The organism is Micromonospora sp. Utrum1 (assembly GCF_057197805.1).
The window spans coordinates 4,632,748-4,645,035 of record NZ_CM170071.1; the positions used below are offsets into that span (position 1 = coordinate 4,632,748).

The 12,288-nt window shown below is 73.5% G+C and carries 11 protein-coding genes and 1 pseudogene; 7 read left to right on the forward strand and 5 right to left on the reverse strand.

Features of this window, described 5'->3' with window-relative positions:
* Positions 1 to 24: 24 nt before the first annotated feature.
* Complete coding sequence (gene lon, locus AC0OLQ_RS21760; protein WP_484527768.1) at positions 25 to 2,361, reverse strand: endopeptidase La; 2,337 nt, start codon at positions 2,359 to 2,361, stop codon at positions 25 to 27.
* 245 nt (positions 2,362 to 2,606) lie between these two features.
* Between lon and AC0OLQ_RS21765 the strand changes: the two genes are divergently transcribed.
* Together AC0OLQ_RS21765 and AC0OLQ_RS21770 are read left to right on the forward strand one after the other, a co-directional pair.
* Positions 2,607 to 2,954 (forward strand): histone-like nucleoid-structuring protein Lsr2, encoded by a 348-nt coding sequence (locus AC0OLQ_RS21765; protein ID WP_357340710.1) that lies wholly within the window; start codon positions 2,607 to 2,609, stop codon positions 2,952 to 2,954.
* Positions 2,955 to 3,129: 175 nt separating this feature from the next.
* Positions 3,130 to 3,987, forward strand: coding sequence for a hypothetical protein (locus AC0OLQ_RS21770; protein WP_484527769.1), 858 nt, complete (start codon positions 3,130 to 3,132; stop codon positions 3,985 to 3,987).
* Between the two features lie 82 nt (positions 3,988 to 4,069).
* Here the strand turns inward: AC0OLQ_RS21770 and AC0OLQ_RS21775 are convergent, their stop codons facing one another.
* Complete coding sequence (locus AC0OLQ_RS21775) at positions 4,070 to 5,389, reverse strand: hypothetical protein (RefSeq protein ID WP_484527770.1); 1,320 nt, start codon at positions 5,387 to 5,389, stop codon at positions 4,070 to 4,072.
* 267 nt (positions 5,390 to 5,656) lie between these two features.
* Positions 5,657 to 6,523 (reverse strand): PDDEXK family nuclease, encoded by an 867-nt coding sequence (locus tag AC0OLQ_RS21780; RefSeq protein ID WP_484527771.1) that lies wholly within the window; start codon positions 6,521 to 6,523, stop codon positions 5,657 to 5,659.
* A 123-nt stretch (positions 6,524 to 6,646) separates the two neighbouring features.
* On the opposite strand from AC0OLQ_RS21780, the gene AC0OLQ_RS21785 reads away from it, so the two are divergent.
* The 4 genes and pseudogenes from AC0OLQ_RS21785 (at position 6,647) to AC0OLQ_RS21800 (ending at position 9,254) form a co-directional block, all read left to right on the forward strand.
* On the forward strand, positions 6,647 to 7,216 hold the full coding sequence (locus AC0OLQ_RS21785; protein WP_484527772.1) for a GNAT family N-acetyltransferase: 570 nt from the start codon (positions 6,647 to 6,649) through the stop codon (positions 7,214 to 7,216).
* 45 nt (positions 7,217 to 7,261) lie between these two features.
* On the forward strand, positions 7,262 to 7,978 hold the full coding sequence (locus tag AC0OLQ_RS21790) for a helical backbone metal receptor (protein ID WP_484532398.1): 717 nt from the start codon (positions 7,262 to 7,264) through the stop codon (positions 7,976 to 7,978).
* A gap of 163 nt (positions 7,979 to 8,141) precedes the next feature.
* Positions 8,142 to 8,709 (forward strand): annotated as a pseudogene (locus AC0OLQ_RS21795) (DoxX family membrane protein).
* Positions 8,710 to 8,885: 176 nt separating this feature from the next.
* The gene (locus AC0OLQ_RS21800; protein WP_107079232.1) at positions 8,886 to 9,254 is read left to right on the forward strand and encodes an FKBP-type peptidyl-prolyl cis-trans isomerase; all 369 of its coding nucleotides are present in this window, start codon (positions 8,886 to 8,888) and stop codon (positions 9,252 to 9,254) included.
* Positions 9,255 to 9,315: 61 nt separating this feature from the next.
* Here AC0OLQ_RS21800 and AC0OLQ_RS21805 read toward each other — a convergent pair whose 3' ends face one another.
* Positions 9,316 to 9,681 (reverse strand): anti-sigma factor antagonist, encoded by a 366-nt coding sequence (locus AC0OLQ_RS21805; protein ID WP_484527773.1) that lies wholly within the window; start codon positions 9,679 to 9,681, stop codon positions 9,316 to 9,318.
* A gap of 185 nt (positions 9,682 to 9,866) precedes the next feature.
* Here AC0OLQ_RS21805 and AC0OLQ_RS21810 point away from each other — a divergent pair, with 185 nt between their 5' ends.
* Complete coding sequence (locus tag AC0OLQ_RS21810) at positions 9,867 to 10,886, forward strand: SMP-30/gluconolactonase/LRE family protein (protein ID WP_484527774.1); 1,020 nt, start codon at positions 9,867 to 9,869, stop codon at positions 10,884 to 10,886.
* Positions 10,887 to 10,944: 58 nt separating this feature from the next.
* Here the strand turns inward: AC0OLQ_RS21810 and AC0OLQ_RS21815 are convergent, their stop codons facing one another.
* Entirely contained in the window at positions 10,945 to 12,219 is a 1,275-nt protein-coding gene (locus tag AC0OLQ_RS21815) for a L,D-transpeptidase (protein WP_484527775.1), read from the reverse strand.
* Positions 12,220 to 12,288: the final 69 nt, after the last annotated feature.

The window sequence follows — 12,288 nt, forward strand, 5'->3', positions numbered from 1 at the left end:
GGGGGCTTCCGGATGCGGGACCGGTCAGGCCGCGGCGAGCGGCTGGCCGCCCAGGGTCTCCGCGTCGACATCGGCCGGGCGCAGCGCCAGGGCGAGCACGTCGGCGACGTCGGCGAGGGTGTGGATGGTCAGCGCCTCGCGGACCTCGGTGGGCAGGTCGTCCAGGTCCGGCTCGTTGCGCTTCGGGATGATCACCTCGGTCAGCCCGGCCCGGTGGGCGGCGAGCAGCTTCTGCTTCACGCCCCCGATGGGCAGCACCCGGCCGGAGAGGGTCACCTCGCCGGTCATCCCGAACTCGGGGCGGACCGGCCGGCCGGTGACCAGCGAGGCCAGCGCCGTCACCATGGTGATGCCGGCGCTCGGGCCGTCCTTGGGCACCGCGCCCGCCGGGAAGTGCACGTGGATCCGCCGCCCGGCGAGGGCGTTCGGGTCGATGCCGAGGCGTCGCCCGTTGGAGCGCAGGTACGACAGCGCGATGTGCGCCGACTCCTTCATGACGTCGCCGAGCTGACCGGTAAGGGTCAGCCCCGGCTCGCCCTCCATGCTGGTCGCCTCGATGAAGAGCACGTCCCCGCCGGCGCCGGTGACCGCCAGGCCGGTGGCCACGCCGGGCACCGCCGTGCGCTCGGCCGACTCCGGGGTGAACTTGGGCCGGCCCAGGTAGCGGGCGAGGTTGTCGGTGTCGACGCGGACCGGCGCCGGGTCGGACGCCAGCGCCACGGTGACCTTGCGCAGGATCTTCGCCAGGGCCCGTTCGAGCTGCCGGACGCCGGCCTCCCGGGTGTACTCCCCCGCGATCAGGGCCAGCGCCTCGTCGGCGACGGTGACCTCCTCGGCGGTCAGCCCGGCCCGCTCCCGCTGCCGGGGCAGCAGGTGGTCCCGGGCGATGGCCACCTTCTCGTCCTCGGTGTAGCCGTCCAGGGTGACCAGCTCCATCCGGTCCAGCAGCGGGCCGGGGATGCTCTCCACCACGTTGGCGGTGGCCAGGAACAGCACGTCGGACAGGTCGAGGTCGACCTCCAGGTAGTGGTCCCGGAAGGTGTGGTTCTGCGCCGGGTCGAGCACCTCCAGCAGGGCCGCGGCCGGGTCGCCGGAGTAGCCGGCGGCCAGCTTGTCGACCTCGTCGAGGAGCACCACCGGGTTCATCGAGCCGGCCTCGCGCAGCGCCCGGACGATCCGGCCGGGCAGCGCGCCGACGTAGGTGCGCCGGTGGCCGCGGATCTCGGCCTCGTCGCGGACGCCGCCGAGGGAGACCCGGACGAAGTTGCGGCCGAGCGCCCGCGCGACGGACTCGCCGAGGCTGGTCTTGCCGACGCCGGGCGGGCCGGCCAGGGCGAGCACGGCGCCGGAGCCGCGTCCGCCGACCACGCCGAGGTTGCGCTCGGCGCGCCGGTTGCGCACCGCCAGGTACTCCAGGATGCGGTCCTTCACGTCGGCCAGGCCGGCGTGGTCGGCGTCGAGCACCGCGCGCGCCGCGGCCAGGTCGGTGTTGTCCTCGGTACGCGTGCTCCACGGCATCTCGAGGACGGTGTCCAGCCAGGTCCGGATCCAGCCGGCCTCCGGCGAGGCGTCGCTGGCCCGCTCCAGCTTGCCGACCTCCCGCAGGGCCGCCTCGCGGACCTTCTCGGGCAGGTCGGCGGACTCGACGCGGGCGCGGTAGTCGGCGGAGCCGTCCGGCTCGTCCTCGCCCAGTTCCTTGCGGATCGCGGCGAGCTGCTGGCGGAGCAGGAACTCGCGCTGCGACTTCTCCAGCCCCTCGCGGACGTCGCTGTTGATCTGCTCGGTGACCTCCTGCTCGGCCAGGTACTCCTTTACCCAGCCGACCAGCAGCTCCAGCCGGGCGGTGACGTCCGGGGCGGTGAGCAGCTCGGTCTTCTGCGCCAGGGTCAGCCAGGGCGCGTAGCCGGCGGCGTCGGCCAGCTCGGAGAGGTCGGTCATCCGCTCCATGGCGTCGATGACCTGCCAGGCGCCGCGCTGCTGAAGGACCGAGGTCATCAGCGCGCGGTACTCGCGGGCGAGCTCCCGGGCCCGGCCGGCCGGGACGGGTTCGTCGAGGGTGGTCGCCTCGACCCAGAGGGCGGCGCCCGGTCCGGGCACGCCGGAGCCGATCCGGGCTCGGGCGAGGCCACGGATCACGGCGGCGGGCTCGCCGCTGGGCAGCCGGCCCACCTTCTCGATGGTGGCGACAACGCCGACCGAGCCGTACTCGCCGTCGAGGCGCGGCACGGCGAGCAGCGTCTTGTCGCCGGTGGCGCGGGCCGCGTCGACCGCGGCCTGGGTGGTCGGGTCGAGGGTCACCGGGATGACCATGCCGGGCAGCAGGACGGCGTCGGTCAGAGGAAGTACCGGAAGAGTTGCCATCGAACACCTGCTATCACGTTGAGTTGAGCGTGTAAGGCTCAAGTAACAAACCGTCTCCCTTGTTCCGCCCTGTGACCCACGCCACTCCTTCCACCCGGCCGGGCACGCCGCCGCGTGTGAGCGGCCATTTGCGCCGCGGCGATATGCCGACTCGCCGAATGGCGAAGGGCGGGTATTGTTGCGAAATTGCCACGAGATACGTCAAACTCATAGCCACACCCCGCCCGACACAGGGAGTAATGGCGATGGCAAGGAAAGTAATCACCGTTCTGACCGACGACCTCGACGGCGGCAAGGCCGATCGGACCGTCGAGTTCAGCCTGGACGGTGTGGCGTACACGATCGACGTCTCCGACGAAAACGCCGGCGTTCTCCGCAAGGCGCTGGACCCGTACATCAGCGCTGGCAGGCGGATCGGGCGCGGCCCGGTGGAGGCCGGGCGGGCGGCGCGGGGCGTGACCCGCCCGAGCACCTCGGGAATGGACCGCGAGCAGAACCGCGCCATCCGGGAATGGGCCGTCAAGAACGGCTACGAGATTTCCGAGCGGGGCCGCATCCCCGTCTCGGTGGTGGAGGCCTACAAGAACCGCTGAACCTCCCGGTTCACCGTCGGGCACCCCGGGGTCACGCTGAGAAATCGGCCTGGCCCCGGTCGGCTTTTCCCGGCGTTAACAATTTTCAGCCGGGCGGGGAATCCCGGCAGGGGACTTCACCCCCCGCGTTCGGCCCCTGCCGAGGGCCCGCGACACCTGACCTGGGAGCGCATCAGTGCGCGTCAGCATGGCGACCAGCGCCGGCACGGCCGGCCGGCCGAACGAGGACTTCGCCGGCGCGGTTCCCGGCGCCGCGGTGCTGCTCGACGGCGCCGGCATCCCCGGAACGGAATCGCTCTGCTCCCACGGTGTCGCCTGGTACACGCACCGTCTCGGCGGTGCGCTGCTCGGCCGGCTGTCGCGGGGCGACGGGCGGGACCTCGCGACGATCCTCGCCGGCGCGATCGGCGAGATCGCCGCCGAGCACCGGGGCACCTGCGACATCACGAACCCCAGCAGCCCGCAGGCGACCGTGGCGATCGTCCGCGCCCACCGGGGCCGCCTGGACCACCTCCTGCTCGCGGACTCCTTCCTCGTCCTCGACCAGGTCCGGGGCAGCTCGCAGGTCATCACCGACGAGCGTGAGGTCGTCGCCAGGCGCGTCTGCTCCGCGCCCCTAGACGGCGTTCCCGAAGGAACGCCGGAGTACGACCGCATCCGGGCGTCCTGCGCCGAGGCGCTGCGCGCCCGCCGGAACCAGCCGGGCGGCTACTGGATCGCCAAGGACGACCCGCGCGCGGCGGAGGAAGCGGTGACCGGCAGCCGGCCCCTGCACGACCTGGACGGCGTCGCGCTGCTCAGCAACGGCGCCAGCCGTATCGTCAGCCCGTACGCCCTGACCGACTGGGCCGGCGTCCTCGAACTGCTCGCCGCCGACGGGCCGGCCGAGGTCGTCCGCCGCGTGCGACGGGCCGAAGCCGACAGCCCGGCCGGCATCGCCGCGCCGGTACCGGACGACGCCACGGTCGTGCACTGCACCGACCTGGCCCGCTTCGAGGTCGACGACGTGACCGGGCCGGCCGGAGGCCGCTGAGGCCGGCCCCGACACGGGAGGGCACGCCCGGAACGGCCGGAGCCGCCCGGGGCCTACCCCCGGGCGGCTCCGGCCGCGGTGCTCAGTTGACCCGGATCCGCACCACGTCGATGGCCGGGGTCTGGTTCGCCCGTTCCATCATCGGGATGCGGTGCGAGCCGTCACCGGCCCAGACCGCGCACTGCGCAAGGCCCGACTGGGGCAGGCCGGGGACCTGGATGGTCACCTGGTCGGCCTGGTTGCTGCCGCCGCCGTCCTCGGTCGCCACGAAGAACGCCGGAACGTCCTGCGGGTTCGACGGCGCCGCCTGGGTGGTCTGCAGCATCCGGCAGGCGGTGTGGAAGTGCCCGCGGACCAGGCCCTGGTCGTTGAGCAGCGAGCTCTCGACGTAGTAGCCACCCTGGCCGGCGGCGAGGAACCGGTCGCGGATCAGGTTCCGGGTGCTGACCCGGAGGGTGAACGGCTGGTTGCGCTGGACCCGGTTCGGGAACTGCGTGATGAGCAGCGAGGGGTTGTTGGCGGCGGAACCGACCTCACCGAACGCCGTGCTCACGCAGCGGTTGCCGTTCTGAAAACCGTCGTGCGCCTGGAGTTGGCTGTCGCTGCAGTCCTTGGCGAGCACGTTCAGGCCGTTGTTGCCGCCGTTCTGGCCACCGTTGTTGCCGCCATTGTTACCGCCGGTCTGCCCGCCGTTGTCACCACCGGTCGGCGTGCTGCTCGGCGCGCCGGTCTGCCCACCGTTGCCGCCGCCGCCGTTGTTGCCGCCGCCGTTCTGGCCGCCGTTCTGCGCATTGTCGGCGAGCGCGCACAGGGCCAACTGGTCCAGGCCCTGCGGGCGCTCGGCCACCCGGCCGATGGCCGTGGCGATCCGGTTCAACGTCGCGGTCCGCTTCTCGGCGAGCGGCCGCAGGATCACGTTCTCGATGAAGTCGCCGCCGTTGCGGGCGCCGTCCGCCGCGAGCCGCCGGTTGGCCTCGGCGATCTGGCTGTCCAGCAGGGCGAGGTTGCGGTCCACCTCGGCGCGCGCCCGGTCGGGCACCTGCGGCAGCTTGCTCCGCACGTCCGGGCAGGCCACGGTCGGGGTCCCGGCGTCCGCGCCGCCCCCCTTGGTCTGCTGGCACTCGGCGGACGACATCTGCCCGTCACCCCAGTGGTTGCGCACCCAGCGGCCGTTCTGCCAGGTCCGGGTGGTGCTCCCCCGGCCGTCCGGCGCGGTGGCCCCCGGGCTCGCGGCCACACAGGACGCCGAGGCGGTACGGACGGTGGTCCGCCGGTCCTGGGCGGACGAGATCTGGGTGACGGCGACGATTCCGCCGAAGACCGCGAGGGTGCCGACCACGGCCAGCAGACGCTTGCTCCGCGCGTTACCGGATGACCGGCGCGCCCGTGTGGACCTGCGCATCGAATTGCTCTCCTTCTCGATCCGGTAGTTGACTGGTGACCCCGGCGGACCGATGGAATTCGGGGTGAGGATCACTGCGACGTTCCGGTCGCACGTCGATGACCGACGATGCCCTTTCCGCACCGTCCCCGCGCCGTCCGGCGCGGCGGGGAAGCTCTGCGTCCATTCCCGCTTAGGTACGGAGCGAGGGCGGCGACGGTTCAACCGGGCATCGGGAGAATTCGCGGAGAAACCCGCGAGGGCCGGCCGGGGGCCGGAGAGGGCCGGTCAGTCGGCGCAGAGATGGTCGAAGGCGAAGCCGCCGTCGAACTCGTCGCGCCGGGCGGCCAGCCGCCGAATCTGCCCGCGCAACTCGTCCCGGTCCATCAGGGACGGCGCGGCGGCATCGAGGGCGCGCAACCGCTCCCCGACCGCCACGACGGCCAGGTCCTCGGCGAGCCGCCCCGGGTCCACCCCACAGGAGAAGCGCTGCGCGGCCAGATGCACACGCTCGACCAGGCAGCGCCCGGGGCGCACCTCGACCCAGCTCCAGCCCTCGGCCGGGCCGTCCGTCCACCGCACGTGCAGCCCGCGGACGATCGGGTCGGCGAGCCGGCGCTCCACGTACGCCTCGACGACGGCGGCCCGGGTCAGCGCCCCGAGGTCGTTGACCGGCCCGCGCCGCCCGTCCGGGAGCCGGCCGACGATGTCCCGGAACCCGACCGCGTCGCCGGTGTCCGGGTCGGTGCCGGCGGCGTAGCCGCGGGCGTCGATGACGTACTCGACGAGGCGGCGGGCGTGCTCGGCGCCACGCAACGTGGCCGACTCGATCCGCAGCAGCGGCAGGCCGACCGCCGCGCAGACGGCGCTGGTCATCCGCTCGGCCCGGCGGGCCGGCGACCCGGCGGGCGCGGGCTCGGCGAACTGCACGGCGAACAGCGGCAGGCCGGTGTCGGCGGCGCAGACCACCTGGTCGAAGCCCTCCCGACCGGCGGTGCTCCACTGGTGCCCGGTGACCCCCGGCGGCCGGCCCTGCACCAGCTCGCCGAGCCGCCGGGCCGGGTAGCCGACCTGGCCGCCGCGGGTGAGCTGCGGCGCGACCCCGGGCAGGATCGGACGCAGCCAGGAGGTGGCCACGCTGCCGGTGCTCGTCATCTCGCCAGATCCATCCGTCGCTGGTGTCGACGCCCGAGTCTAGGGCGTCGATCATGGTGGCCGCCTCGGCGGTGCGGCGGAATCCGGTTGCCCGGACCGCCCGGGCCCGCTGGAATCGGCCGCGTGCAGATCTTTCTGACCACCGGACGGCTGGTGCTGCGCGAGTTCACCCCGGACGACGCCCCGCTCCTGACCGAGCTGGACAGCGACCCGGCCGTGATGCGCTACCTGGCCGGCGGGCGGCCCACTCCGGCCGCCGAGATCCGGGACCGGGTACTGCCCACCATGCTGGCCGCCTACCGCCGGCCCCCCGGGTTGGGCTGGTGGGCGGCGGAACGGCGGACCGACGGCGCCTTCCTGGGCTGGTTCGAGTTCCGGCCGCTACGCGACGGCGACCCCCGGGAGGTCGAGCTGGGCTACCGGCTGCGCCAGGCCGCGTGGGGCGCCGGGTACGCCACCGAGGGCGCTCGGGCGCTGGTCGACCACGGCTTCACGGCGCTCGGCGTCGAGCGGGTGGTGGCCACCACCATGGCGGTCAACGCCGGGTCCCGCCGGGTGATGGAGAAGGCCGGGCTGGCATACCTGCGGACGTTCCACCAGGACTGGCCCGAGGCGATCCCCGACTCGGAACACGGCGAGGTGGAGTACGCGCTGACCCGCGCGGAATGGGCCGCACGCCGCGCGGCAGGCTAACCGGCGTCGATGCGCGACGATGGCGCGGACGAGGGAGGGAACGTCGTGCGGGTGGTGTCGCTGGTGCCGTCGTTGACCGAGGCGGTGGCGCTGACCCGCCCCGAGGTGCTGGTGGGCGCCACGGACTGGTGCTCCCACCCGGCCGGGCTGGACGTCGCCCGGGTGGGCGGGAGCAAGTATCCGGACCTGGACCGCGTACGCGCGCTCCGGCCCGATCTGGTGCTGCTCAACGAGGAGGAGAACCGCCTCGCCGACGCGGAGGCCCTGCGGGCGGCCGGCGTGCCCGTGCGGGTCACCTTCCCCCGTACCGTGCCGGAGGCGTTGACCCAGCTCGGCGAGCTGGTCGCCGCGCTCGGCGTGCCCGGCGAACCGGACTGGCTGCGGGCCGCCCACCGGGCCTGGGCCGCGCTGCCCGAGCCGGCGACACCGCGCGCGGCGGTGGTGCCGGTGTGGCGGCGCCCCTGGGTGGTGCTCGGCCGGGACACCTTCGCCGGTGACGTGCTGCGCCGGCTCGGCGTCGCCAACCAATACGCCGACCACCCGGAGCGCTACCCCCGGCCGAGCCTCGACGAGCTGCGCGCCCGCGAGCCCGAGCTGGTGGTGCTGCCGGACGAGCCGTACCGGTTCACCGCCGACGACGGGCCGGAGGCGTTTCCCGGCGCGCCGGCCGCGCTGGTCTCCGGCCGGCACCTCACCTGGTACGGGCCCTCGCTCGCGGAGGCTCCCGCGCTGCTCGCCGCCCAGCTCGCCGCAGCGGCCTGAGCCCCGTCGTTCGCGCGGCGGGCCGACCGGACCGGGCCGGAAGGGGACCAAGGTCCCGGTCAGGAGGGCACCGGTCGGCCCTGCTCGCCGACCGCCCACGGCGGTGGAATGAATGTGCCACCGGACAAGCGCGGTGCGAGGCACAGGAAGGGACGTGGACACCATGACCGTGACGATCGAGCGGATCACCGCCAACACCATCGCTCCGGCGGCCGAGACCACCGGGCACGTCGAGACCACCCGACAGAAGGCCACCCGGTACGTCTTCGCCGGGCTGCGGATCGCCCTGGGCTGGACGTTCCTCTGGGCCTTCCTCGACAAGATGTTCGGCCTCCGGCACGAGACCGCGGCGAAGAACGCCTGGATCAACGGCGGCAGCCCGACCAAGGGATTCCTGACCTTCGGCGCGGCCGGCCCGTTCAAGGGGTTCTACCAGGAGATCGCCGGCGCGGCGTGGGCGGACTGGTTGTTCATGCTCGGCCTGCTCGGCATCGGCGTGGCCCTGCTGCTCGGCATCGGCACCCGGGTCGCCGCGGTCGCCGGCGGACTCCTGCTGCTCATGATGTGGACGGCCGTGCTGCCCCCGGAGAACAACCCGTTCCTGGACGACCATCTCATCTACGCGGGTCTGCTGGCCGGCCTGGCCCTGGTCAACGCCGGTGGCACCCTCGGCCTCGGCCGGGGCCTGGGCGAAGCTCCCCGTCGTCCAGCGGCTGCCCTGGCTGAAGTGAGGTCACCGCGGGCAGTGCCCACCGGGCGGGCGTCACCGAGAGGCGGCGCCCGCCACTTTCGTGCCCTCCCACCGGTCCCTGCCGCCACGCCGCGGCGGGGACCGACGCGTATCGGCCGGCCGCGATCCGGCAGGATCGACGGGGACCGCACTTGTCAGCACCGAGGAGACCCGCTCATGGAGAAGCCCGAGGTTGGCCCGATCGAGGGCGCGCCGCCCGCCGATCTCGTCATCGAGGACATCACGGTCGGCGACGGCCCGGAGGCCCGCCCCGGCCAGCTGGCCAACGTGCACTACGTCGGCGTGGCCCACTCGACCGGTCGCGAGTTCGACGCATCGTGGAACCGGGGTGACACGTTCGAGTTCCCGCTCGGCGGCGGCCAGGTCATCGCCGGCTGGGACCAGGGCGTGGTCGGCATGAAGGTCGGCGGCCGGCGCCGCCTGACCATCCCGCCGCACCTGGGCTACGGCGCCCGGGGCGCCGGTGGCGTGATCAAGCCGAACGAGACGCTGGTCTTCGTGGTGGACCTGGTCGGCGTGCGCTGACCCGCGGACCGTTCGCCAGGGCCGTCGGCGCGCCGCCGGCGGCCCTGGGGCGTCCGGCCGGTCAGGCGGCGGCGCAGGTGACCAGCTCGTGGGCCGACTTGCGGGCCGACTCGCGGACCGGCAGCACCCGGTGCAGGCCGGTGGCGCGCAGCACCCGGGCGACCACCGGGTCGGGGTCGACCAGCACCAGCTCGCCGCCGCGGGCCCGGACCCGCAGGTGGGCGGCGACCAGCGCGCGCACCCCGGCCGCCGAGAGCAGCCGCACCCCGGACAGGTCGACCCGCAGCACCGGCCGCGCCGGCGCCGCCCAGAGCGCGGCCCGGAACGCCGCCACGGTCGCGATGTCGATCTCGCCGACCGCGCGCAGGTCCACCACGTGGTCACCCACGCTCATCGCCACGTGGAACCGGTCGCCGCTCTCTCGCATGTCCCCGAACCTATCCCCCACCACCGACAGTTCCACCGCTCCCGCCACAGGGTTCCGGGTAGGTCCCGGGTGACGACCCTGAGCGGCCTCCGGGTCATCCCGCAGGTGCCCGCGAGCCCGGGTCCGCGGCGGAACACGCCGCCGGGGACTCCCGTCCGGGGGCATCGGCGGGGAAGAATGGCCGGATGGTCGTCCCCCGCCCGCGAGCGCCCCTGCTGATCCGGCCGGTCCGTGAGCCGGCCACCGTGCCACCGCCGCTGGACGGGCCGTGGGCCCCCACCGACGCCCGGCTGGACCGGGCCGACCTGCTGCCGCTGCCCGACGGCGCGCACGGCCCGGAGGACGTGCTGATCGACCCGGACGGCCGGGTGGTCAGCGGCGACGAGGACGGCCGGCTCTGGTGGTGGTCGGCGGACGCTCCGGCCGGCACCCGCCCCACCCTGCTGGCCGAGACCGGCGGCCGGCCGCTCGGCATCGAGCTGGACCCGGTCGACGGCGGGCTGGTGGTCTGCGACGCCTACCGAGGGCTGTTGCGGGTCACGCCGGACGGGGCGGTGCACGAGCTGACCGGGACGGGGCCGCCGGTGCACCTGGCCGACAACGCCGCGGTGGCCCGGGACGGCACGATCTACTTCACCGACTCGTCGGACCGGTTCCCGCTCTCGCACTGGAAGCGGGATCTGCTGGAGCACCGGCCCAACGGCCGGGTGCTGGCGTACGACCGGCGGACCGGGCGCACCGAGGTGGTGGCGAGCGGGCTCTACTTCCCCAACGGGGTGGCGCTCACCCCGGACGAGTCCGCGCTGATGCTGGTCGAGACGGCCACCCACCGGCTGCTCCGGGTGGACCTGCCCGACGGGCGGGCCACCGTGCTGGCTGACCTGCCGGCCTACCCGGACAACGTCTCGGCGGTGGGCGACGGGACGTACTGGATCGCGCTGCCCAGTCCCCGGCTGCCGATCATGGAGAAGCTGCTGCCGCATCCCCGGGTGCGCCAACTCGTCGCCCTCCTGCCCGGGGCGGTGCAGCCGCAGCCTCGCCGCTACGGGCTGGTCGCGCTGGTGGACGGGACCGGGCGGGTACTGCACACGCTGCACGGCCCGAGCGGGGCGTACCCGATGGTCACCGGCGTGCGGCAGCACGGGCGGCGCCTCTGGCTGGGCAGCCTGACCGCGACGGGCGTGGCCCGGGTCGACCTGGACTGAACCGGCCGGGGGCCGGCCCGCCATTCGCGGGTCGGCCCCGGCCGTTCCTCCCCGTGGGTCAGCCGCCGGTGTTGCTCTTGGACGGGGCCGGGGCGGGCGCCGATCCGCCGGCCACCGCGCCCGGGTGCGGCGTGGCGACGTGGGTGGGCTTCAGCCCGGCCGGTACGGGCAGCGCGCTGCCCTTGATGAACTCGTCCCAGCTGACGTTCCAGGCCGTGAACCCGTTGCCCTGGTCCAGCTTCACCTCGGTGCCCTTGATGGTCACCAGGTCGCCGACGTGGGTGACGCCCATCAGCCAGTCCGCAGCCGCCGCGGAGACGTTGGTGCAGCCGTGTGAGGTGTTGGTGGAGCCCTGCTCCCCCTCCGACCACGGGGCGGAGTGGATGAACTCGCCACCCCAGGTGAGCCGCTGGGCGTCATCGACGTCGACCACGTAAGGATCGGCCGAACCCCGGGTGTCGAAGGTGGTCCGGTCGAACTTCTCCATGATCACCATCTTGCCGCTGGAGGTGGGCGTGCTCGACTTGCCCATGCTCACCGGGACCTTGCGGAGCAGCTTGCCGTCCTGGTAGACGGACATCTGCTTGGTGGCGTTGTCGATGTCGAGCGAGACCTGCCGGCCGATCTTGGAGGTCGCGCTGTGGTCGGCGTCGCCGATGGCGTCCTTGCCGATCGGCAGCCCCTGCAGCGCGCTCCGTACGCTGATCTTCGTGCCGGACTTCCAGTGGTCGGGCGCCCGGTACTCGACCTGCTTGCCGTCGGACTCCCAGGACCAGGCGCCCGGCTGCGGCGGGTCGGTCTTCACGAACAACCGGCGCTGTACGTCCGCTCTGGCCTCTTTCGGAATTGGCGGATCGAATGCGACGACCACCGGCATCGCCGTCCCGTACGTCTGATTCCCGGTGAAATAGAGTTCACTGGTGACGGTCGGCTTGGTGGATTTCGCCATCGTCGTGAACGTCGTCTTCTGCGTGGTGGTCCGCCCGGAATCGCCGGTCGCGGTCACCTCCGCGGTGTACGTCCGCGAATTCTCCAACGGCCGGTCCGGCACCCAGCCCGACCCGTCCTCGCGCGGCTGCGCCGGTACCGGTTGGCCCTTGTCATCGGTGAGCTTCACGGCGGTGACCTTCCCGCCGCTGACCGCGGTTCCCACCTCGGCGCTGACCGGCACGCCCTTCGTGCCCGCCGCCGGGGTGACGGTCACCGACGGCGCGGCCGCCGTGCCGTGACCGTGCTTGACGGCCTCCCGCTGGCCGGCGGTGCACCCGCCGACCACCAACGGTGTGGCTGCGATGGTTACCGCCAATAGCCTCAATCGCCGCCTTACGTCCATATTCCGCACCCCATTTCCACTCCCCCTTGGCTCACATTCTGTATCGCCGCCATGACGCCGTGGCATATT